The sequence below is a fragment of the Pseudomonas sp. genome (genome assembly GCF_036387035.1).
Classification (GTDB): domain Bacteria; phylum Pseudomonadota; class Gammaproteobacteria; order Pseudomonadales; family Pseudomonadaceae; genus Aquipseudomonas.
Genome location: NZ_DASVUM010000265.1, coordinates 1 through 21,884, shown reverse-complemented (window position 1 = coordinate 21,884; position 21,884 = coordinate 1). Strand labels below are relative to the sequence as shown.

Sequence of the window (21,884 nt, the reverse complement as noted above, 5' to 3'; positions counted from 1 at the left end):
AGCCGGTCCCACTGGAGGTCCGCGGTGCTTTGTGGGACCGGCTTAGCCGGGAAGGCGTCAGCTGCCACGCCGCAAAAGTGAGGGTGTTCGATCTGGCCTCTTCCCGGCTGAAGCCGGTCCCACTGGAGGTCCGCGGCGCCTTTGTGGGACTGGCTTCAGCCGGGAAAGCGTCAGTCGCCGCACCGCAAAAGTGAGGGTGTTCGATCTGGCCTCTTCCCGGCTGAAACCGGTCCCACTGGATTGTCCGCGGCGCGTTGATGGAATTGGCTGCAGCAGGGAAGGCGTCACCTGCCACACCGCAAAAGTTAGGGTGTTTGATCCGGCGTCTTCCCGGCTGAAGCCGGTCCCACTGGGATTTGGCCTGACCCGATAATCGCAGGGCATGCAAAACCTGTGGGAGTGAGCTTGCTCACGAAGGCTGCAGTAGGGACCCTGAACAGGCAGTTAATGACAAAAGCCTTCGCAAGCAAGCTCCCTCTGACACTGTCCGACGCTCAACCCCCGAACGCGCCCAGCAGCAGCACGACGTTGAGTACGATGATCAACAGGGCGATGCCCCACGCCAGGGTTGTCAGGATTGGCCCGGTAACAAAGTCGCCCATCAGCTTGCGGTCTGACACGAAGCGCACCAGCGGCACGATGGCAAACGGAAGTTGCATCGACAGGATGACCTGACTCAGCACCAGCAACTTCGCGGTGCCCTGGGCGCCATACAAGCTTGTCACCACGATCACCGGAATGATCGCCAGACCGCGCGTCAGCAGGCGGCGGATCCAGCCCGGCAGGCGCAGGCGCAAAAAGCCTTCCATGACGATCTGCCCGGCCAGGGTCGCAGTGACCGTGGAGTTGATCCCCGACGCCAGCAGTGCCACGCCGAACAGCATCGACGCCATGCCCACCCCCAGCATCGGCGAAAGCAGATGGTAGGCCTGTTCGATCTCCACCACGTCGGTCTTGCCGGCCTTGTGAAACACCGTCGCCGCGGTAATCAGGATCGCCGCATTGACGAACAACGCCAGGGTCAGTGCAATGGTGCTGTCGGTCACTGCCCAGCGCAGGCCGATGCGTCGACCTTCATCGGTGCGCGGGTAGGCGCGGGTTTGCACGATGGACGAGTGCAGGTACAAGTTGTGGGGCATCACCGTCGCGCCAATGATGCCAATTGCCAGATACAGCGCCTCGGGATTGGTCACCACTTCGGCCTTGGGAATGAAGCCGGCAAACAGCTCTGCCAGATCAGGCCGGGCCAGCACCATCTGGATCGCGAAGCAGGCAAAGATCACCAACAGCAGAGCAATGACAAACGCCTCGAGCGCCCGAAAGCCGCGGCCCATGAGCAGGAAGATCAAAAACACATCGACTGCCGAGATCACCGCGCCCCAGATCAGCGGAATGCCGAACAGCAGGTTCAGCGCAATGGCGGTGCCGATCACCTCGGCCAGGTCGCAGGCGATGATCGCGATTTCGCAGGCGATCCACAGCGCGATGCACACCGACCGGCTGCAGCGTTCGCGGCAGGCGCGTGCCAAATCCCAACCGGTGACGATGCCCAGCCGCGCCGACAGTGCCTGCAGGACAATCGCCATCAAATTTGACAGCAGAATCACCGAAAGCAGGAGGTAGCCAAATTTCGATCCACCGGCGATGTCGGTGGCCCAGTTGCCCGGGTCCATGTAACCCACCGCGACCATATAGCCAGGGCCGGTGAAGGCCAGCAGGCGCTTGAACCAGTTGCCGGTTTTGGGCATCGCGACACTGGCGCTGGGCATGCCCCCGCCAAGTGTCTCGTCGCCGGGGCTGGCAGGATGATCGATGGGCGTCATTCGGGATTCCAGCGTTGAATCATTCAAGGGATAGAAACACAAATGGGCAGGGCACCTCGGTGCTACGGTCCGGTTTTAGCGCATCGAGCAGGCATGCTCAACGTGGCAACGATGTCGCTGCCAGTGAGTTTAGATAATCCCCAAAGCCTTCCTCACACCGGTAGTCTTTTCGTGCGCTGGTCGTCACGCTGTTCCCGGAAATCCAGGCGATCGAAGCGCCAGTGCGTTCGAGGTCGGCCACCAGGTGCACGTCCTCGTGGACCGCCAGCGCCTTGAACCCGCCGGCCCGCTGATACGCCTGCGCGTCCACGCCCAGGTTGGCGCCGTGAACGTGACGATGATCATCAACCGGCCGGTACAGCGCGTCGTAGCGTTGACGCACGAGGTCGGAATGACCGGACCAGTCATCAATGTCGACGATGCCGCACACCGCGTCCACCTCCAGGGTGACCTGATGTGCCAGCCAGGCGTAGGGCACGACGCTGTCGGCATCGGTGAACGCCAGCCAGCGAGCGCCGCGTTCGAGCATCATTCGGGCGCCTTCCGCGCGGGTCATGCCGACGTTCCGATACGTGCATTCATGGGCAGTGACGCCATGGATCGCGGCGACCCGGGCCGAGCCATCGGAGCAGTCATCGAGCATGATGAGGATTTCCACGGGTTCGCCGTTCAGGTCCTCGTGAACAGAGGCGGCGATGAGGGACTTGATGCAATCGCCCAGCAGGTCTTCTTCGTTGTGCGCGGGTACAACAATGGCAATCATCGAAGTGTCTCGTCTCGACACCGCGCTGATCGCGGCGTCCTTCGATGTCGACCGAAGCGGTTGAATTTTGGTTTCAAGTATTTTCGTTTCCGAAGAAAGCCGCTTCGCTTGTCCGGCTTTCAGGCCGTGCCACAAAGCCAGCCGGCGCCAACGCACGCCACACGGTTGGTGTTCATTACAGCGTGCCGCCAAACGCATCGACGCCGCTGATCAGCGGCGTCGATGCGTCTTGCTTGATGGCTTGCCAATACAGCCTTAGCCGGCCAGCAGCGCTTTTGCGATGGCCTCGTTGAAGGCAGGCAAATCGTCCGGGGTGCGCGAGGTGATCAGGGTCCAGCCGTTGGCGGGGCATTCCTTGACCTCGGCGTCGACCCAATCGGCGGCCCCTGCATTGACCAGGTCAGTGCGCACGCTCGGGTAGGAGGTCAGGGTTTTGCCCTCGACCACGCCGGCATCGATCAGCAGCCAGGGACCGTGGCAGATCGACGCGACGATTTTGCCAGCGTCGGTGAACGCCTTGACCAGCTGTTGCGCATCGCTGTCCTGGCGCAGGGTGTCGGCGTTGACGGTGCCGCCGGGAATGACCAGTGCGTCGAAATCGTTGGCAGACAGGTCCGCCAGCTTGGCATCGGACGTCACAACCGCGTCCTTGTCGGTGTCGTGCAGGAACAATTGCGCGTCGCCGCCTTTGATCGTGGCATGGGTCACCGCAGCGCCCTGGCCCTTCAATGCCTCCAGCGGCTTAAGCAGCTCGTCGCGCTCAATCCCGGTGTTGGACGTGATGATCAAAACCTTCTTGCCGTTCAGTTGAGTGCTCATGCTTTCGGTTTCCTCTTAAATGGGAACGACGCGTGCCATCGGCATGCGGTGTCACTTTCAGAGGAAGCCGCAAAAGCAAAAGTTCAGCCCGATTGCGTCTCGGGATTTGCGGGGTACGGGGCAGGGCTACCGCCGAGCCCCCGGATTTCGGTCACTTCGGTCCGCGTCGTGCGACGAAACGGCGCAGCGGAATGCACACCGTCATCACAGGCACTCGCGGACTGCTTTTTCCAGCGCGTTGCGGCCAAAAGCGGACGACAGCGGCGCGCGCTGGTACAGGAACACCCGGGTGTTGGGGTTGCCTTTGTAGACCTCGAGAATTTCATCGGACGCGATCTTTCCGGAGATCAGCAGTTTGTAGTGACCCTTGCTCTCGGTCAGGGTCGTGCCGGGGTGGATCTGCTGCCACTTGGGGTAGATGCACTTGGCGTAATCAGACGGCGTCTTGGTGGTATCGAAATTGAACGACGGGTTGTTCGGCGTCGAGCTGCAACCCGCCAGCACCACGGCCATGGCGCAGCTCAGCAGTGAGTACGGAAATAAACGGCGCATCAATTCATCCTGAATAAGAAAACGGTACGGTTCGATCGGGTCGATGGGCGCCTATGTTGACCAGCAACCGAGCAAATGAGAAGCGGGCGTTCAGAATTTTTTCAGGTTTCGCCACACGGCAATGGCACCGCTGAGAACAGGTCGCAACGCCATTCTGATAGCACATTTCATCTGCTCGATTGTGATTGTTAATATGCTCGTTGCGTTTGACATTGCGCGGATGCCTAGTAAAGTGAGCAAAAACGAGCACTCACAGCCGAGTGACGCTCACCCCTCATTGCCCTGATCGACGGAGACCACATGCCACACGACGAACTGCAACGGGCTGCACGGTCAGTTCTGATGCCGGCGATTGCGGGCCTGACGCTTGATGAGCCCGTGCGGCGCCACCTGCAAGCCGGCGGCGTGTCGGTACTGCTGGGCGAAACGCGCGATGAATACCTGGCCCGAAGCATGAGTTTCGAGCGCCGCCGGGCCGAAACCCATGCGCAATTTTCTGCCATCGCCAGGGAGGCGGCGGTCTGTGCAGCGGCGCCGGTGCTGATTGCTGTCGATCAAGAACTTGGCGGCATCCAGCGTCTGCACGGTCTGGTACCCGGCATGCCGGCCGCGGCGCAACTGACCTCCATGAGCGGCGCAGACATCGAGGCGCGCTGTTATGAAATGGCCAGCGCGGCACGGGTCATGGGCGTCAGTCTGTTCCTGGCACCCATTGTCGACGTCGTCACTGGCATCAATCCGTGGCTGCATCAGCGCCATCTCGGGCCCGATCCGGTGGAAGTGGCGCGCATCGCCTGCGCATTCATTCGCGGCGTGCAGCGCGCCGGTGTGATCGCCACGGCCAAGCACTTCCCCGGTCATTACCAGGTCGAGCAGGACCCGGCGGTGGCCGAGGCGTCGGTGCCCGACAACGCCGCTGCGCTCGGCAACGGGCTGGACGTGTTCAGGCAGGTCATCGCAGCAGGCGTCGGCGCCATCATGCCCGGGCCTGCGGTGTTTCCGGCGCTGGACCCGCACCAGTCGGCCAGCACCTCGGCGGCGGTGATCGGCCTGCTGCGTGACGCGTTGGGATTTGACGGGCTGATCGTGTCCGACGACCTCGACGCTGTGTCCATCCTGCGCGGCAACAGCACCGCCGACGCCGCCATCGCCGCGCTGAATGCCGGTGCGCATCTGTTGCTGGTGTCAGCCGAAGCGGGCCTGGACGACATTGCTCAGGCGCTTGTCGATGCAGTGTCCAATGGACGCCTGGCTGCAGGACAGCTGTTGGCGGCAGCGCAGAAGGTTCGTGACCAGGCCCTTGCTTCTCGTGTCCAGGTGGCGTCAGGCCTGTACGTGTCTTACCCGGTTTCAGGCGGTCATCTCACCTGCAGGGTCACGATTTGATGGCCCGCCCCTGAGCGCTTGCCGGTTTCCCGATTTGTACTCCCGACTCGCGCGTTCTACTCTCGCCACTCCCCAGACCGAGAAGGAATGTCCGATGAGTTGGTCCGCCAGGCAGTACTCCCTGTTCGAGCAGCAACGCACCCGACCGGTACGCGACCTCGTCGCCGCCATCCCTCTGGCCGGCGTGCGAACGGCGGTGGACTTGGGCTGCGGCCCTGGCAACTCGACCGAAGTGCTGGCCGAGCGCTACGCGGACGCCACGGTGAGCGGGCTGGACAGTTCCGACGACATGCTGGGCGAAGCCCGCCAGCGGCTGCCGAACGTAGTATTTGAACGGGCCGACATCGGCACCTGGCAGCCGGCGCAGCGCTACGACGTGATACTCGCCAATGCTTCGCTGCAATGGGTGCCCGACCATGCGGCTCTGTACCCGCGGCTGGTCAGCCTGCTCAATCCCGGTGGCGTGCTGGCCGTCCAGACGCCGGACAATCTGGAGGAGCCTGCCCATCGCCTGGCACGAGACATCGCCGCGAGTGCGCAGTGGGTCGACAGGATTGGTGACGTGAAGCACCCCGACCGACACCCGGCGGCGTATTACTTCCAACTGCTGCGCGGGCACTGCACCGAGGTCGATGTCTGGCGCACCACGTATCACCATCCCCTCAGCGGCGGTCACGCGGCGGTGGTGGAGTGGTTCAAGGGCTCGGCGTTACGGCCTTATCTGCAAAAGCTGGGGGAGGCTGAGCAGGAGGAATTTCTCGAGGCGTACCTGCACGCGATCAGCCAGGCCTACCCGGCACTGGACGACGGCACGGTGCTGCTGCCATTCCCGCGGCTGTTCATCGTCGCCACGCGTTAGAGCGCATCCCGTCACGAAGACCTACAGCGCACATTTATGCCGCCCTTGATGGGCATCGCCGTTTCTACTGGAGTACGCCGTGAGCAATGACCCCGCTGCCCTGGCCGCGCGCCTGATCCGCAACGTTAATGACGTGCCACTGCACCACGAGCGCCGCGACCCGCTGTACGAAAGCCATGCTGCCCGGCTGGGCACCGACACCGCCGCGCAAAAGCTCGGCGCATCGGTGGACATCGTCGCGCCGGGCAAGCGCTCGTGCCCTTACCATTTTCATTACGCCCAGGAAGAGATGTTCGTCATCCTCGATGGGCAGGGCACGTTGCGTGTCGCGGGGGAAATGCTGCCGATCCGCAGCGGCGATGTGATCTTCATTCCGCCGGGGCCGGCGTATCCCCACCAGTTGATCAACACGTCTGACGCGCCGCTCAAGTACCTGTCCATCAGCACCCGTGAGACGCCGGAAGTGTGCGAGTACCCGGACTCCGGCAAGTACCAGGCGATGGTCACCCTTAACGGCGCACGGGCGTTTACCGCCGTGCAGCGCCCTGACGCGACGCTGGATTACTGGGAAGGCGAGCCCTGAAAAACCGGACCGGGGATCGCGCTGTGCTCAATCTGGTTATAACCATAGAACGTCTCGATCTAGCGCCGATATAAGAAAACCAGCGGTCGTTAGAGCAAACATCGCTATCCTGCCCGCCGGCTTTTGAAAGTGCAGTCAGGCAGAGCAATGGATTTTGGCAACGCAGGTTTCGTCGTCGCAGGACTGGTGGTCGGTTTTATCGTGGGCATGACGGGTGTGGGCGGGGGATCGCTGATGACTCCGATCTTGCTGTGGTTCGGTATCAACCCCGCCACGGCGGTGGGCACCGACCTGTTGTACGCCGCCATCACCAAAAGCGGCGGCGTGCTGGTCCACAAGAAAAACGACAACATCGATTGGGGTATCACCGGCTGGTTGACGTTGGGCAGCGTGCCGGCCGCCGGGCTGACGCTGTGGTTTCTGAGCAGCCTGCACACCGCGCCGGACGCCATGAACCTGGTGATCAAGCAAGCGCTGGGCGTGGTGCTGCTGCTGACTGCACTGGCGATTTTCTTCAAGAAACGTCTGCTGGCGTTCGCGCAACGTCATGCAGCTGATCGTTATCGCCTCAGCAGCAAGAGCCTGAACGGGCTGACGGTCCTGACCGGCGTTGTCCTGGGGGTCATGGTCGCACTGACGTCCATTGGCGCCGGGGCACTCGGCACGGTGGCGTTGTTTCTGCTGTACCCCTTCCTTGAAACGCGTCGTCTGGTGGGTACCGAAATCGCCCACGCCGTCCCCCTGACCCTGATCGCCGGGATCGGCCACGCCAGCATGGGCAACATGGACTGGGCGATGCTGGGCTACCTGTTGATGGGTTCGCTGCCCGGCATCTACATCGGCAGCCACCTCACCGGCCGCATACCCGACGCCATCCTGCGTCCGTGCCTGGCGCTGATGCTGCTGATGATCGGGTACAAGCTGGCGTTTTGAAGGGCGGGAGTGCGCGGGTCGGGTGCAGATGACTCTGGTCGATGCCTGTATCGGCCTTCCCCGGCTGATGCCGGGTCTGCCGGGAAGCACTGCGCACTCAGGTCAATGGGCCGAGCGAAACGGAATCGGCTCACGCGGTGCTTCGGCTGTCGAGTGCGGCTGGCCGACCATTTCGTCGTAGACCACCGGGTGCACGATGAACAGCGGCACCTCCTCCGTCGACGACAGGCACTTGCGGGCTTCTTCCACCGAGGCCACGTGCAACACTTTGCCGTCGGGGCTGGAGATGGCGTGGGACTGGCCGTCCATTACCCCGTGAATCACATAAGAACCACCTTCAACCGAGACCAAATTGATCTCGGTGATCTCGCCGGCTTTGACGTGTTTGCTGAGCTTGTCCAGATCCATTACGGCACCTTTATTACGCACGCGGGCGTTGTTTGTTCCAGGGAATGAGGCGTAACCGTCAGACGGCTCGCCTGCATTGGAAGAGCAGCGCGGCGCCAAGTTCAAGGCAAAACGGAGTAGGCGGACGTGGGGCTGTTGGCGAGTGGGATTGCAAAGGGCTGAGCACCTCAGAAGGCCACCGCTGCCTGCCCGTCAACAACGGGCAGGCAACGGCGCTTCACTCAGCAGAGCTTGTCGATGACGCGCAGGCCAGGCGCTTGCTGCACGGCGCCCCATTCACTGCTCAGCGTCTCCAGCACCTGCCCGAGGAACTGCTTGTCCGCCGCCGCCTTCTTGCCGACGTAACCGTGCCCCTTGCGGTACATCTTCAGGCGGGCACGCATGTGCGGGTGCTGGTCCTCGAATTGCTGCTCCTCGGTGCAGGCGCCCAGGCCGTCCATGTGCACGTTGCCTTCTTCGCACACCCACAGGATGTGGCTATCAAGGGAATCCTTGCGTGCGGCGAACAGTCGGGCCAATTGATCAATGGTAGGTTGGTTGTTCAGGTTCATGGTTGTTACCCCTTTTTGACCACTGGTTAATCTGACGAGTGAGTTCAAACGCAATGGCGAATCGTCCATCGATCCGCAGTCCTTTCCAACGCTGACAAGCAAGGTCCGTCGGTACACAGAGCCGGTGCCGGGCCGCAAGGGTGTGGATATTGAGGGAGCCGGGAAAGATCGTACCGGGAGGGCGAGGAGGGCGGACGCGTTCACGACACGGGCGACTGGGTGGTCGACCACAAGTGTCATGAGGACGTGTCGCCAGCGCTCGGCCTGGTAGGGCGATCTTGCCGGTTCGGCTTCATCAATCTGCCTTGTGGGCAGCACACATCCAGAGGTGGCTCGACGGCTGTGTCGAGCGGGCCCGGAATATTTTTGCCAGCTCTCCCGATCGGGGAGACGCCTGAACTATGCCGTCGGCAAACAGCCTCGTCAACGCTTTTGTAGTGATTATTTTAAAGCACTACATAATTTGTAGTTTCAGAACACGGAGGTCGATTCGTGACTACAAAGTCAATGAAATCGGGGGGAAGGCAGGACTGGGCGGACAGGCTTGAAGCGAGGAGGCAAAGCAGGGGGGCGTAACGAGACTTGCCCGCGAGCAGGTCAGCCAGCCTGTTCATCTGGCTGACTGACCCGGTCGCGGGCAAGTGGGTGTCGCTAGTAAAACAGGCGTCGTTTGCTTACGCCTGGTCTTCCTTCTGCAGCTTGAACAGCAGCAGCGAACGAGGTGTCACCGTGTACTCGGAGCCGAACTCGAACACGTCCTTGCCGCTGATTTCCGGCTGATTGGTGTCAATCAGGCTGGTCCAGTTAAGGCCTTCCGGCACTTCCGGCAGCGTGAAGTTGACGCCGTCGTGGTGCGAGTTAACCAGCAGCAGCAACGTCGCTTCGGAGCCGCGACGACGAATACCGGTTTCCTGTGCGCGGCCGTCCAGCAGCATGCCCAGGCAACGGCCATTCGGATCTTCCCACTGCTCGGTGCTCATCTCGTCGCCGCTTGGCGAAAGCCAGGTCACGTCCTTGACGCCCAGCTCCTCGTTGTAATCACCCACCAGGAAGCGACTGCGACGCAGGATAGGGTGCGATTGACGCAGCTTGATCAGGCGTTTGACGAACGTCAGCAGCGCCTTGCCGTCTTCGTCCAGATCCCAGTTGACCCAGCCGATCTCACTGTCCTGACAGTAGGCATTGTTGTTGCCGTGCTGGGTGCGGGCAAACTCGTCACCAGCGACCACCATCGGCGTGCCTTGGGCGAACAGCAGCGTGGCGAAGAAGTTGCGCATCTGCCGCAGACGCAGCGCGTTGATTTCCGGATCGTCCGTCGGGCCTTCAACGCCGCAGTTCCAGGAGCGGTTGTCGTTGCTGCCGTCCTGGTTGTTTTCGTCGTTGTCCTCGTTGTGCTTGTCGTTGTATGACACCAGGTCATGCAAGGTGAAGCCATCGTGGGCGGTGATGAAGTTCACCGACGCGTAAGGACGACGGCCGCGCTGGTTGAACAAATTGCCGGACGCCGTCATGCGGTTGGCAAAATCGGCCAATTGACCTTCATCGCCTTTCCAGAACGCGCGGATGTTGTCGCGGAACTTGTCGTTCCACTCCGCCCAGCCCGGCGCGAAGTTGCCGACCTGATAGCCGCCCGGGCCACAGTCCCACGGCTCGGCGATGAGCTTGACCTCGCGCAGCACTGGGTCCTGGCGGCAGGCCACGAGGAAGCTGTGACGCTCGCTGAAACCATCGTGGTAGCGACCGAGGATGGTGGCCAGGTCGAAGCGGAAGCCGTCCACGTGCATGTCGGTCGCCCAGTAGCGCAGCGAGTCAGTGACCATCTGCAGCACGCACGGGTGGCTCAGGTCGAGGGTGTTACCGGTGCCGGAGTCGTTGATGTAGTAGCGCTTGTCATCTGGCATCAAGCGGTAGTACGAGGCGTTGTCGATGCCGCGCATGGACAGGGTAGGGCCGCGCTCGTTGCCTTCGGCGGTGTGGTTGTAGACCACGTCCAGAATCACTTCCAGACCGGCGTGGTGCATGTGCGCAACCATTTCCTTGAACTCGGCGATTTTGCCGTGAGCCAGGTAACGTGGGTCGGGCGCGAAGAACGCCAGGGTGTTGTAGCCCCAGTAGTTGGTCATGCCTTTTTCGAGCAGGTGCTGGTCATTGACGAACGCGTGAATCGGCAGCAACTCGACTGAAGTGACGCCCAGGCCTTTGATGTGCTGGATCACGTCGTCGACCATCAGGCCGGAGAACGTGCCTTTGACTTCGTCAGGGACCGAAGGATGGCGCATGGTGAAGCCGCGCGTGTGGGTCTCGTAGAAAATCGTCTTGTCCCACGGCACGTTTACACGCTGCTCGCGGCCCCAGGTGTAGGCCGGGTCGATGACTTTGCACTTGGGCACGAACGGGGCGCTGTCGCGCTCGTCGAAGCTCAGGTCGTCATCGGGGTGACCGATGGTGTAGCCAAACAGCGCTTCAGACCACTTCAGCTCGCCAACCAGCTGCTTGGCGTAGGGGTCGATCAGCAGTTTGTTGTGGTTGAAACGGTGGCCGTTTTTCGGATCGTAAGGACCGTAGACGCGGTAACCGTACACCAGCCCCGGGTGGGCATCGGGCAGGTAGCCGTGAAAGATCTCGTCGGTGTATTCCGGCAGCTCGATGCGCTCAAGCTCAACTTCGCCGGCCGAGTCGAACAGGCACAGCTCAACCTTGGTGGCATTGGCGGAGAAGATGGCGAAGTTGACGCCCAGACCATCCCAACTGGCGCCAAGCGGGAAGGGCAGGCCTTCACGAATGCGCGAGGCCGTGACTTCGGGGCTGCCAGCGGTGCCGGAGTCATTCTGTGTAGCGGCGTTCTTGTCTTGCGTGCTCATGTGTATTCCTGAAGTCGAATGATTTCCTGAAGGCGAACAAAGCCTCGGCCGCAGTACGGGACTGCGCCATTAATGCGCCGGAAGGGCAGCAGCAGGATGGAAAACTACCGCAGGGTGATGATCGTTTTGAGGCGATCCCTGCGGTAGGTAGTGACGGTTGCGACGCTAGCGCGTCATGCCACGTGGTCAGGGCGCCGGTGGCTTCGCTGCGGCTGGCTTCTTGGCAGAAGACTTGGCGGCAGGCTTGGTCGGCTTGGCCGCTACGCCCAGGTTGCTTGTGCCGGCCTTGGGTTTGGAGGGCGCCTTGGCGACAGGCTTGGCCGCTGGCTTGCCGTCCGCTTTGGACTCGGCTTTGCTCGCCGGTTTTTCTGCGGCCGACTTGTCAGCGGCTGGCTTGGCGGCGGGTTTAGCGGCCGCCTTTGCCGCTGGCTTGGCCGCAGCTTTGGGTTCTGCTGCGCTGTCGAGCTTGGACTTCGCCGTCTTCGCAGCAGGCTTTTTAGGCGACTTCGCCTCTGCTGCTGCCAGCTTGCGCGCCATCTCCCAGTGGCGGGCGTCCTGCCCGTGTGGCTTGCCTTCCGTTTCCCAGATCTGGTGGGCAAGTTCGCTGATTCTTTTTTCGTCGGCACTCATCTCGACACTCCCGGTATCACAAGGTTTGTATAAGCAGGTTTACAGAAATTTCCTTGAGCGCTGCGCTGAGCAACATTTCCTTGCTGGATGTGACTGTAGCCTGTGAAAAAAGTCCCTTCCAATTTGGATGTGAATCAGCGAACGGCAGGTTGATTCTGGTATCGCCCCAATTTGCAGCGTTGATAAATGGAGTTTGCGCAGTGCCCAATAGTTCAGCCGGTAATCGCGGGACCACCACAATTGCCCGCGTTTGCCTGGTGACCCGGGCGAACGCGATGACGTGATCAGCTTTCTCGCCGACCACCTCAAGGGGCACATACTCGCCCTCACTGAACAGTGCCGGGTATTGGTTGCGCAGGTTCAGCACCTGAGCGATCAACGCCAGCTTGATGCGGCCATCCTGCCACTGGTTCAACAACTCGGTCACTGGCGCGGACGCCTTTAAGGCGCTCTCGCGGGCGGCGTAGTCGACCGGACGACGGTTGTCCGGATCCACCAGGCTGAAGTCCCAGAATTCGGTGCCCTGATACAGGTCAGGCACACCAGGCGCTGTCATCCGAAGCAAGGTTTGCGCCAGACTGTTGAGGGCGCCAGCTGTGGCGATCCGGTTGGCCGTGGCCCCGACCGATTGACGCAACGCCACACCGTCCTGGCTGAGCAGCAGGTGCTGAAGAAACTCGCGACAGGCCGTTTCATAGGCCTCGTTCGGCGCACTCCAGCTGCTGTGCAGCTTGGCTTCGCGCAGGGCCTTCTCTTGCCACTGGGTCAGGCGTTTCGCGTAGGCCTCGAAAGCGGCTTCGCCTTCGAGATCCAGCGGCCAGCTGCCAATGATGGCCTGATACAGCATCAGCTCGTCGCCGGGGCTGATGTGGGTTTCGCCTGACTTCAGCGGTGCCGAGAGCTGCTGCCAGCGCTCCACCTGTTCGGCATACCATGGCGCCAGTTCGCTGAGCACAGCAAGGCGGGTGCGGGTGTCTTCGCCGCGCTTGTGGTCGTGGGTGGCGGTGGTCAACAGGTTGTTGGGGAATGTCTTGTGACGCTCCGCGCAGACCTGATGAAACGCCTCCACCGGTGCACTGAAATGTTGCGGATGGAAACCCACGTCGTTGCGTGACAGCAAGACGGCGGACCGGTAGAACGAGGTGTCTTCCACCGACTTGGCCGCCACCGGCGACGTCAACTGCTGGAAGCGATTGCCGGCTTTGCGGCGCATTTCGCGCAACGGACCGGTCGGGTAGTCACGCAGCTTCTCGCCGCCCAGCCACAGTTTGAGCGAATCCAACACCGGCCAGTCGCCTTCGCTGAGCATCGCGCGGGCACCGTCCATGGCCTGCTGGAAGAAACGCTCATCTTCAGCGGAGCGGCCACAGGCGGTGAGGTACGTGCGGTAGACCGGGAAGTTACTGACCAGCGCGAGCAACGCGCGGCGTATGGCGCCGAGGGTCAGGTCACGGGTCATCACGTCACTGCGTGACACCTGCAACAGCGCCTGGGCCAGGTTCTCGAAGTCCCCCGCCAGCGTGCCGTGCAGGACGAGGTCACGGGCTTCCAGCACTTCCTGATTGAAATCGGCGGTGCGCCCGCTGATGCGGCTCCACAGCTCGCCGAGGACCGCTTCGCCCTTGGGATCGTGCTGCAGCAGCGACACCTGGTTCATGAATTCGTAACCGGTGGTGCCGTCGACGTTCCAGTCCGTGCGCAGTTGCTCGTCAGGGCCCAGGATCTTCTCGACGAAGATCGGCAGGCGGTCCAGCTCAGTGCCCGCCGGGCGGAACTTCATCAGGCTGTCGACGCGACGGCGCAGCTTGCGGCAATACCCGCGCGGGTCGGCCAGGCCATCGATGTGGTCGATGCGCAGGCCGTCCACAAGCCCTTCTGTGATGAGTTCGAAAATCTTCCCGTGGGTCGCCTCGAACACCTGCGAGCGCTCGACCTTCAGGCCGCCCAGCTCGTTGATGTCGAAGAAACGACGCCAGTTGATGTCGTCGCCGGCGGTTCGCCAGCTCGCCAGACGATAGTCCTGCTGCTCAAGCAAACGGTGCAGGCGGTCGAAGCCTTCGGGCTTGCTTGAGTCGAACTGTGCCAGTCCGTCTTCGATGGCTTTGACCAGCTCAGGCTTGGCCTTTACCTGCTCGGCAAGCTCGGCTTTGGTCTGACGGGCACGCTCGTAGGCTTGCGGGAAGTGGTCCAGCTGGGCGAAGCGCTCCGCCAGCTCGTCGAGCTCAGGGCGCTTGGCAGCCCTCAGCAGCGGCGCATACGTGGCAGGGTTGATCGGGAAATGATGCTGATAGTGCTCGGCATGAAAGCTGCCGTTCGCCGCGTCAAAGCGCAGCGGCACTTCACCGTTTTGCAGCACAGTGCCGTAGTCGGTACTCAGGAAGGGCAGCAGCAGTTGGCCCTTGAGCAGCGGGTCGGGTGAATTCCACTGAATGTCAAAGAACTTGGCGTACGGGCTGCGCTGGCCCCATTCCAGCAGGTCGAGCCACCATGGGTTGTCCGCGCCGCCGACCGCCATGTGGTTGGAGACGATGTCGAGGATCAGGCCCATGCCGTTTTCACGCAGCGCCGCGACCAGACGGCGCAATGCCGGCTCGCCGCCGAGTTCCGGGTTGATCACCCGTGGATCAACCACGTCATACCCGTGCATGGAGCCGGCACGGGCTTTGAGCAGCGGCGAGGCATAAATGTGGCTGATGCCCAGGCTGGCGAAATACGGCACCAGCTTCGTGGCGTCGTCCAGCGTGAAGTCTTTGTGAAACTGCAATCGCTGGGTCGCGCGCAGGGATTTAAGCGGGGTTGTCATTGATCACGCTCCGCGGCTTGTTGCCTTGCCGCTGCCAGAATTTCGAGACGTCGTGCGGCATCGGCGTTGTCCAGCAGAGAACCGCTGTCGCCGATGAGCCGACGTCGCCAATTGGGATGACTGTCGATGGTGCCGGGGAAGTTCGCCTGCTCTTCGATGCCGAGGGCGTCTTCAATAGGGAGCAGCACCAGCGGTGCCTGGGTGTGGCCGAGATACGCAATGCTGTGGTCGATGATGTCGGCGGCGGATTCACTTCGCATCGTGTAGTTCTGCTTGAGCGCCTTGATCAGGCCCTGGCGTTCACGTTCGCGACCGTCGCGCATCGCCTGCTCGGTTTCGTCATCGACAAAACCCAGTGTCTTGTTCCATTGAATATCCAGTTCACTCAGCCAGCCGGTGAGGGTCGGCAGGTCGTGGGTACTGGTGGTGGCCAGTGCGTCTTTGGACCATTTCATGATCGGCTTGAACGTCGCGTTGTCCTGTTCGAACAACAACACTCGCATTCCGAGGATCTCGCGTTCGGACAATTTCTCGTGCAGGCCTTCGGGCACCGTGCCCAGGTCTTCGCCGAGAACGATCGCCTCGTGGCGCCAGGATTCCAGGCTCAACAGCCGCAGCATGTCGTCCAGCGGGTAATTCAGGTAAGCGCCTTCGTTTGGCGGCGCACCCATCGGGATGACCCACAGGCGCTGCAGCCCCATGACGTGGTCGATGCGCAGTCCACCGGCGTGGGCGAAGTTGGCCCTCAGCATTTCGATGAAGGCCTGGAAGCCATTGCGTTTGAGGCCCGTCGGCGAAAACGCCGAGATGCCCCAGCTTTGCCCGGCGCGGTTAAGGATGTCCGGCGGCGCGCCCACGGTCAGTGCCGAGAGCAGCTCGTCCTGACGACTCCAGGCTTGACTGCCGGCACCGTCAGCGCCGACGGCCAGGTCGCCAATCAGGCCGACACTCATGCCACTCGAGCGTGCCGCAGTCTGAGCGCGCTCCAGGCCGCGGGCGATGAGCCATTGAGCAAACGCGTGGAAGCCAATGCTTTCGCCGTGCTCGGCGGCGAATTCATCAAGGGCAGGGTTGCGCGGGTTCTTAAATTGCTCAGGCCATTCGTGCCAGTTGCCGCCGATGCCCAAGGTATCGCCCGCTTCACGCAGGGCCTCGAAACGGCAGTGGTTTTCAAGTGCTTCACCGCCCGCGCGGCGAAAGCTCTGGAAGTCTTCATGGAAGGGGTGATCACTGCCCACAAAACCGGCATACAGTTCGCGAAGCAGCGACCACTTTGCGGCGGCCGCGGCAGGCCAGTCGATCAGTTCGAGCGCTTCCAGCCGTTTGAACTCATCGGTCAAGCCAGCCTTTTCAATAGCGACTTCGACGGCACGGTCACCGAGCACCGTTCCGGGCGCGGCATACAACGCGTTGAGAAACAGCCGGCTGGACGGTGAGTAAGGGCTGTAGCGCTCGCTGTCGTTTGAAAACATCGCGTGAACCGGGCTGATCGCCACTGCCGACGCACCGCGCGTACCGGCAGTGCGGACAAACGCTTCCAGCCCCTGAGTGTCACCGATACCGCCATCACCGTCGCGGCGCAGGTAGTACAGCTGAGTGGTCAGGCCCCAGTCGCGAGCAATCGGTTTGTTGCCGGCCATGCTCAAGCTGTAGCAAGTTTTGGGGGCCACCGCGACGGTCAACTGCTGACCGCTGACGTCGAGGTGGTGATAGCCGACGGTCGCCAGGCCTGGCAGCGCCCCTTTGTCAGTGAGACTGGCCTGCAGCTGCGAGCCGTCTTCCAGGGTCAACGTGAACGGGCTGGCTGGCGCGAACCAGGCGGACAGATCCAGATCCTTGCCATGGTCGACGGTCAGCAAAGGCGGCGGCGTGGTGGACTCGCTCTCCTCGTTCAAGCGTTTGAGGCTCGCCTCGACCTCTGCGTCTGTCTCGGCGGGATAGCCCAGGCCCCCAAGGACCTTGCGCAGGACCTCGGGGCTTACACGTTGTGGCTTTGCGTTGGCGTCCTTCCAATCAACCGACAGGCCCGCTTGGGCCGCCAGCGTTTCCAGTTGCTCACTGCTCATCCTGTTCCTCCACACCATCACTCGATTTCAGGCTGACAACGGCCGTGTATGGATGGAGGGTGGCAGCGGTTGAAAGTTCTGCGGATTTGCCGTGCGATTGATGAAGCACTCTGTAACCTGCGTAGTCGTCGGTCTCGACCGCCTCGGTGCCGAGGTTCAGATCAATGCGCAGCTCGCTGCCGTCGCCCAGTTTCCAGCGTGCGCTGACGGCTTTGTCGCCCAACTCTTTGACGCCCAGCGCACTGGCGCCTTCCAGACGGGGGAATAGCTCGGTCCTGCGGATCTCCAGCAGCGTTTTGTAGAGTGCCAGCCAGTTGCGATGGTCCTGGCCCTTGTCGGTTTCCAGCAGCAACGCATCGAACGCCGGACGCGACGCTTCGAAGGTCTTCAAGGCGTTGGGGTCCGGGATCTGTTCACGCTTGGCAGGGTCCTTGAACGCGGCAAAATCCTTGAATTCTCCGCGACGGCCTTCGCGCACCGCATCCGCCAGTTCGTCATGGAAGTCGGTGAAGAACAGGAACGGCTCGCTCGCGCCCCATTCATCCCCCATGAACATCAGCGGGATCATCGGCGACAGCAGCAGTAGCGCGGTGGCCGCCTGCAACGCGGGCGGTGGGCTCAGCTGGATCAGCCGCTCGCCGAAGGCCCGGTTACCGATCTGGTCGTGGTTCTGCAGAAACAGCACGAAGGAGGTCGGCGGCAGGTGGCCGCTTGGCTCACCGCGTGTATGCCCGTGACGGGTGGCTTCGCCCTGGTAGACGAAGCCTTCACCCAGCAGTCGGGCCAGCTTTTGCGTGGGCTGATCCGCAAAGTCGGTGTAGTACGCGTCGGTCTCGCCGGTCAGCAGCACGTGCAGCGTATTGTGGCCGTCGTCATTCCACTGCGCGTTGTAGCCCTGGGCGATCCGCCCGGCTTCGTTGAACTCGTTTTCCAGCGTGAGCCACACGTGACGCTGCGCGGGCAGGGTGTCGCGCACCTGTCTGGCGAGGTCTTCAAGGAACGTCGGGTCCTCGATGGCGTGTACAGCGTCAAAGCGCAGGCCGTCGAAGCGGTATTCCTCGAGCCACATCATCGTGTTGCCAATGAAGAAGTCGCGAACTTCGCTGGGGCGGAAGTCAATCGCATCGCCCCATGGCGTCTTCTTGTCACTGCGGAAGAAATGCTTGGCGTAGGCGCCCAGGTAGTTGCCGTCGGGGCCGAAGTGGTTGTAGACCACGTCAAGGATCACAGCCAGTCCGAGCCCGTGGGCGGTGTCGATCAGGTGCTTGAGCTGGTCGGGTGTGCCGTAGGAGGACTGGGCGGCGTAGGGCAGCACGCCGTCATAGCCCCAGTTGCGATCACCCGGAAATTGCGCGATGGGCATCAGCTCGATCGCGGTGATGCCGGTGTCCACCAAGTGCTGCAGACGCTGTTCGACGCCTGCGTAGCCGCCGAGCGCACCGACGTGCAGTTCATAGATCACCGCCTCGTGCCACGGGCGACCTTGCCACTCGGTGTGCTGCCACTGATAGGCAGCCTGGTCGACGACAATGCTGTAGCCATGCACGTCGCCGTCCTGAGCCCGGGAAGCCGGGTCAGGAACAGTGAGCGGGTCTTGAGATTCGAGGGTGACGCTGTAGCGGTAGCGCGTACCGGCGCTGCATTCGACATCGAGGACGAACCAGCCGTCCTGTTTTGGCTGAAGGGCCTGGGAAGGCCCGTTTTCGAACTCGACGCTTACCTGTTTTGCGTCCGGCGCCCAGAGGGCGAACCGGGTGTGCTGAGGGTCGAGCATGACGGCGCCGTGGCGCCAGTGTTGATCCGTGCGCAATGGCATCCGTAACCCCTTAATCAGTTCGTTATCAATAATGGATCGCCGCGCCGACGGTCTTTTTGAGCAGCTCCTGGTACAGATCGGCGTACGGTTCCACCGCTTTATGCCAATCGAACGGAGCCGCCATGGCGCGGCATCGCATGGCGTTGAGGAGCAGTGGGCTCTCGAAGACCTTGAAAGCGCGGTCGAGGGCTTCGATGTAGCTCTCTACGGTGGATTCATCAAACAGAAAACCGGTGCAACCGTCTTCGATGGTGTCTGCCAGCCCGCCGGTGCGGCGTGCGACCGGCAAAGAGCCGAAGCGCTGCGCGTACATCTGGCTCAAGCCGCAAGGCTCGTAGCGCGAAGGCATCAGCAGGAAATCGCTGCCGGCAAACATGCGGCGGGCGTCGGTTTCGTTGAAACCCACGCGCACGCCGACTTGCCCCGGGAAGCGAGCGGCGAGGGCGCGCATGGCGTCTTCTTCGTCAGGCTCGCCACGACCGATGATTGCGATCTGGCCGCCATTGTTGACGATGTGCTCGGCCACCCCGATGGTCAGGTCCAGGCCTTTTTGGTAAACCAGTCGAGACACCACGGCGAAGAGCGGCCCTGTGGAAGGCTCCAGCTCGAACAGTTCACGCACGTAGTCAGCGTTGATTTCCTTGCGGGTCCATTCATTTGGGGCGAAACGGCAGATCAGGTGCTCGTCGGTCGCAGCGTCCCAGCTTTCGTCGATGCCGTTAGGGATCCCGCTGAGCTGACCGCGATCGGCTTTGCTCTGCAGAAAGCCTTCCAGCCCGCAGCCGAAATCCGATGTGGTGATTTCTTTGGCATAGGTCGCGCTCACGGTGGTGATGTGGCTCGAGTACGCCATGCCGGCCTTGATGAACGACAGTTGGCCGTAAAATTCCATGCCTTCGGGGTTCAGTGCTTCGTCCGGGATGCCCAGCTCACGGCTGGAAGCCACGCTCACGAAGCCCTGGTACGCCAGGTTGTGAATGGTGAAGATCGACGGCGTGGTCTGACCTCGCCATTTCATGTACGCCGGCGCCAGACCTGCTGGCCAGTCGTGGGCATGGACCAGCTCGGGGCACCATTGAGTCTTGACCGCGCCGGCTGCGAAGTCGGCAGCAGCCAGGCCCAGCCGGGCGAAGCGAATGTGGTTGTCGGACCAGTCGCGGCCGTCGTTGTCGCCGTAAGGTGTGCCTTCGCGCTCATACAATTCGGGGCAGATCAGGACGTAGACCACCAGACCGTCTTTCATGTCCATCCGGCCGATCTTGCAAGGGGGCAGGGCAGCGTGGCCGTTCAGTTCGCTGATGATGTGGATCGGGTTGCCGCTGTTGATGACCTGCGGATAGCCGGGGATCAGCACGCGTACATCGTGCAGGTGGCGCATGGCGCGCGGCAGTGCGGCAGACACATCGCCCAGACCGCCGGTTTTCACCAGGTCGGCCATCTCTGAAGTCACGAACAGGATTTTCTTGCGGGTTACCGAAGAAATCACCGGTTGAACAGGAGGCAGTTGCAGCACGGGTGCGCTCGTCGTCGCGAAGACCGGCAGATGGGTCAGCTCGCTGGCCGGCTGAGTAAAACTCTCTCCCTTCTGGGTTTTGACAGCGGCACTAATCATCGTTTTCTCCAGTTCGATATGCAGTGTTGGCACAGCACTTAAGTAGTAATCAGCCATTTCCTATGGCCAGGCACGCAAGACCTACGCAAAATCGATACCCATTTACCGACTGCATATTCAGGGACCAGGGTGAGGCGCACGCTGCTTGGCTTTTTCAGCAGCATAGTTGCTCTATTCACATGACCTCGGCGCCATCGTAGAAGTTTCGACTATTTTTCCGCGCGCTGTCTGGCGTGCGGGGCTGCGTCGCAATAGAGCCTTGAATTGCGGGTGCATCAACGATCCGCAGGCCTTGGAATGTGCAGGGGAGTCGCCTGGAATCTCGGTTTCGTTACAGAGATGCCGTCGGTCGGATTGTTTGACAATCCCGCGGCCCATGGTCTACTCCGGTGCAACGCCTGTGCTTTTGCGGGACGTCGGCTTGGGTGGGTCATCGTGGTGCCTTTTCTCGGTGCATGCGGGACAAATGCCTGCCCTATTAGAGACATCTCCTACTTCCATCCAGGGATTTTTTTCCGGCCAAGGCGTTAGAATCGCCGCCACGCGGCACGTCGGCCCACTGGGTCGAGCGCCTGTTGAAGTTTCTCCAGCGGTAGAGGAAGTCCATGCAAGCCCCTGAGGTTCTGGTACTGCAAGCCAGCTACAGCAATTCAGTCCACGCTGACGCGATTGGATTCCTGCTCAATCAATACGCCGAAGACGCCATGGGCGGCGGGCAGTCCCTGTCCATGGACACCCGTGAGCAACTGGCGGTCGAACTGGCCAAGCGCCCCCACGCGTTCAGCGTGCTGGCCTTCATCGCCGGCGAGCCGGTGGGTCTGGTCAATTGCTTCGAAGGGTTCTCGACCTTCGCCTGTCGCCCTTTGGTCAACGTTCACGATGTGGTGGTGGTCGCCTCGGCGCGCGGCCAGGGCATCAGTCAGAAGATGCTGGCCAAGGTGGAGGAGATCGCGCGCCAGCGCGGCTGCTGCAAAATCACCCTCGAAGTGCTGGAAGGCAACGAAGCGGCCAAAGGGGCGTACCGCAAGCTGGGGTTTGCCGACTACCAGCTCGACCCGGAAATGGGCCGCGCCTTGTTCTGGCAAAAGGCGCTGTAGCGGAGTCGTCATGGCAAAAGCCGATTCCACGGGATGCATGCGATGCAATTAGTGGGACCGGCCTCAGCGGCGAAGAGGCCCGCATGCGTTCCCTCACTTTTACGGCGTGACGCAATGAGCCTTCCCGGCTAAAGCCGGTCCTACTCAGATTGTGTGAAAACCTAGCCAACCTGTCTCGGAGCTAAGAAAATGCCCCGAATCGAAAGGTGCGGGGCATTTTTTTATGGCGTATATCCAGGGCGAATCGCGAAACCAGACCAGCCTGTTTCCTGTGTCCATCGACGAAGTAATCCCCGAAGACCATCTGGTCCGCGTGATCGAT

The 21,884-nt window shown here is 61.7% G+C and carries 17 protein-coding genes; 5 read left to right on the top strand and 12 right to left on the bottom strand.

Going from position 1 to position 21,884, the window contains the following annotated elements:
• Positions 1–494: 494 nt before the first annotated feature.
• The 4 genes from VF672_RS23765 to VF672_RS23750 all read right to left on the bottom strand — a co-directional run bounded on the left by VF672_RS23765 (position 495) and on the right by VF672_RS23750 (position 3,957).
• Positions 495–1,835: an Nramp family divalent metal transporter gene (locus VF672_RS23765; protein WP_414705654.1), complete on the bottom strand. Its 1,341-nt coding sequence runs from the start codon at positions 1,833–1,835 to the stop codon at positions 495–497.
• Positions 1,836–1,920: 85 nt separating this feature from the next.
• On the bottom strand, positions 1,921–2,586 hold the full coding sequence (locus VF672_RS23760) for a glycosyltransferase (protein WP_331107542.1): 666 nt from the start codon (positions 2,584–2,586) through the stop codon (positions 1,921–1,923).
• A gap of 255 nt (positions 2,587–2,841) precedes the next feature.
• Positions 2,842–3,405, bottom strand: a complete 564-nt coding sequence (locus VF672_RS23755) for a type 1 glutamine amidotransferase domain-containing protein (protein ID WP_331107540.1) — start codon at positions 3,403–3,405, stop codon at positions 2,842–2,844.
• 204 nt (positions 3,406–3,609) lie between these two features.
• On the bottom strand, positions 3,610–3,957 hold the full coding sequence (locus VF672_RS23750; RefSeq protein ID WP_331107538.1) for a hypothetical protein: 348 nt from the start codon (positions 3,955–3,957) through the stop codon (positions 3,610–3,612).
• 300 nt (positions 3,958–4,257) lie between these two features.
• Here VF672_RS23750 and VF672_RS23745 point away from each other — a divergent pair, with 300 nt between their 5' ends.
• The 4 genes from VF672_RS23745 to VF672_RS23730 all read left to right on the top strand — a co-directional run bounded on the left by VF672_RS23745 (position 4,258) and on the right by VF672_RS23730 (position 7,718).
• Positions 4,258–5,343, top strand: a complete 1,086-nt coding sequence (locus VF672_RS23745) for a glycoside hydrolase family 3 N-terminal domain-containing protein (RefSeq protein ID WP_331107536.1) — start codon at positions 4,258–4,260, stop codon at positions 5,341–5,343.
• 94 nt (positions 5,344–5,437) lie between these two features.
• Positions 5,438–6,202, top strand: a complete 765-nt coding sequence (gene tam / locus VF672_RS23740) for a trans-aconitate 2-methyltransferase (protein ID WP_331107534.1) — start codon at positions 5,438–5,440, stop codon at positions 6,200–6,202.
• Positions 6,203–6,281: 79 nt separating this feature from the next.
• Positions 6,282–6,785 carry a cupin domain-containing protein gene (locus VF672_RS23735; protein ID WP_331107532.1) on the top strand — a complete coding sequence of 168 codons (504 nt, stop codon included), beginning with the start codon at positions 6,282–6,284 and terminating at the stop codon, positions 6,783–6,785.
• Positions 6,786–6,932: 147 nt separating this feature from the next.
• Positions 6,933–7,718, top strand: coding sequence for a sulfite exporter TauE/SafE family protein (locus tag VF672_RS23730; RefSeq protein WP_331107530.1), 786 nt, complete (start codon positions 6,933–6,935; stop codon positions 7,716–7,718).
• Between the two features lie 102 nt (positions 7,719–7,820).
• On the opposite strand, the gene VF672_RS23725 is transcribed toward VF672_RS23730, so the two are convergent.
• The 8 genes from VF672_RS23725 to glgA all read right to left on the bottom strand — a co-directional run bounded on the left by VF672_RS23725 (position 7,821) and on the right by glgA (position 20,465).
• Positions 7,821–8,126: a DUF6482 family protein gene (locus VF672_RS23725; RefSeq protein ID WP_331107528.1), complete on the bottom strand. Its 306-nt coding sequence runs from the start codon at positions 8,124–8,126 to the stop codon at positions 7,821–7,823.
• A 221-nt stretch (positions 8,127–8,347) separates the two neighbouring features.
• On the bottom strand, positions 8,348–8,677 hold the full coding sequence (locus tag VF672_RS23720; RefSeq protein WP_331107526.1) for a hypothetical protein: 330 nt from the start codon (positions 8,675–8,677) through the stop codon (positions 8,348–8,350).
• Positions 8,678–9,351: 674 nt separating this feature from the next.
• The gene (gene glgX, locus VF672_RS23715; RefSeq protein WP_331107524.1) at positions 9,352–11,538 is read right to left on the bottom strand and encodes a glycogen debranching protein GlgX; all 2,187 of its coding nucleotides are present in this window, start codon (positions 11,536–11,538) and stop codon (positions 9,352–9,354) included.
• A 186-nt stretch (positions 11,539–11,724) separates the two neighbouring features.
• Positions 11,725–12,168, bottom strand: coding sequence for a DUF2934 domain-containing protein (locus VF672_RS23710; protein ID WP_331107522.1), 444 nt, complete (start codon positions 12,166–12,168; stop codon positions 11,725–11,727).
• Positions 12,169–12,184: 16 nt separating this feature from the next.
• Entirely contained in the window at positions 12,185–14,971 is a 2,787-nt protein-coding gene (locus VF672_RS23705; RefSeq protein ID WP_331107520.1) for a malto-oligosyltrehalose synthase, read from the bottom strand.
• Complete coding sequence (malQ, locus tag VF672_RS23700; protein ID WP_331107518.1) at positions 14,968–17,037, bottom strand: 4-alpha-glucanotransferase; 2,070 nt, start codon at positions 17,035–17,037, stop codon at positions 14,968–14,970. Before malQ ends, VF672_RS23705 begins: the two co-directional genes overlap by 4 nt.
• A complete protein-coding gene (gene treZ, locus VF672_RS23695; protein WP_331107516.1) occupies positions 17,027–18,853 on the bottom strand; it encodes a malto-oligosyltrehalose trehalohydrolase in 1,827 nt (608 codons plus the stop codon). The genes malQ and treZ overlap by 11 nt, the downstream gene beginning before the upstream one ends.
• 25 nt (positions 18,854–18,878) lie before the next feature.
• Entirely contained in the window at positions 18,879–20,465 is a 1,587-nt protein-coding gene (gene glgA / locus VF672_RS23690) for a glycogen synthase GlgA (RefSeq protein ID WP_331107514.1), read from the bottom strand.
• 605 nt (positions 20,466–21,070) lie between these two features.
• Here glgA and VF672_RS23685 point away from each other — a divergent pair.
• Positions 21,071–21,562 carry a GNAT family N-acetyltransferase gene (locus VF672_RS23685; protein WP_331107512.1) on the top strand — a complete coding sequence of 164 codons (492 nt, stop codon included), beginning with the start codon at positions 21,071–21,073 and terminating at the stop codon, positions 21,560–21,562.
• Positions 21,563–21,884 lie beyond the last annotated feature (322 nt).

What these genes read in the sequence shown, in the direction of transcription:
- VF672_RS23750 (WP_331107538.1), bottom strand. Translation starts at nt 3,957, where the DNA reads ATGCGCCGTTTATTTCCGTACTCACTGCTGAGCTGCGCCATGGCCGTG.
- tam (WP_331107534.1), top strand. Translation starts at nt 5,438, where the DNA reads ATGAGTTGGTCCGCCAGGCAGTACTCCCTGTTCGAGCAGCAACGCACC.
- VF672_RS23705 (WP_331107520.1), bottom strand. Translation starts at nt 14,971, where the DNA reads ATGACAACCCCGCTTAAATCCCTGCGCGCGACCCAGCGATTGCAGTTT.
- glgA (WP_331107514.1), bottom strand. Translation starts at nt 20,465, where the DNA reads ATGATTAGTGCCGCTGTCAAAACCCAGAAGGGAGAGAGTTTTACTCAG.
- glgX (WP_331107524.1), bottom strand. Translation starts at nt 11,538, where the DNA reads ATGAGCACGCAAGACAAGAACGCCGCTACACAGAATGACTCCGGCACC.
- treZ (WP_331107516.1), bottom strand. Translation starts at nt 18,853, where the DNA reads ATGCCATTGCGCACGGATCAACACTGGCGCCACGGCGCCGTCATGCTC.
- VF672_RS23755 (WP_331107540.1), bottom strand. Translation starts at nt 3,405, where the DNA reads ATGAGCACTCAACTGAACGGCAAGAAGGTTTTGATCATCACGTCCAAC.
- VF672_RS23710 (WP_331107522.1), bottom strand. Translation starts at nt 12,168, where the DNA reads ATGAGTGCCGACGAAAAAAGAATCAGCGAACTTGCCCACCAGATCTGG.
- VF672_RS23725 (WP_331107528.1), bottom strand. Translation starts at nt 8,126, where the DNA reads ATGGATCTGGACAAGCTCAGCAAACACGTCAAAGCCGGCGAGATCACC.
- VF672_RS23730 (WP_331107530.1), top strand. Translation starts at nt 6,933, where the DNA reads ATGGATTTTGGCAACGCAGGTTTCGTCGTCGCAGGACTGGTGGTCGGT.
- VF672_RS23720 (WP_331107526.1), bottom strand. Translation starts at nt 8,677, where the DNA reads ATGAACCTGAACAACCAACCTACCATTGATCAATTGGCCCGACTGTTC.
- malQ (WP_331107518.1), bottom strand. Translation starts at nt 17,037, where the DNA reads ATGAGCAGTGAGCAACTGGAAACGCTGGCGGCCCAAGCGGGCCTGTCG.
- VF672_RS23745 (WP_331107536.1), top strand. Translation starts at nt 4,258, where the DNA reads ATGCCACACGACGAACTGCAACGGGCTGCACGGTCAGTTCTGATGCCG.
- VF672_RS23760 (WP_331107542.1), bottom strand. Translation starts at nt 2,586, where the DNA reads ATGATTGCCATTGTTGTACCCGCGCACAACGAAGAAGACCTGCTGGGC.
- VF672_RS23685 (WP_331107512.1), top strand. Translation starts at nt 21,071, where the DNA reads ATGCAAGCCCCTGAGGTTCTGGTACTGCAAGCCAGCTACAGCAATTCA.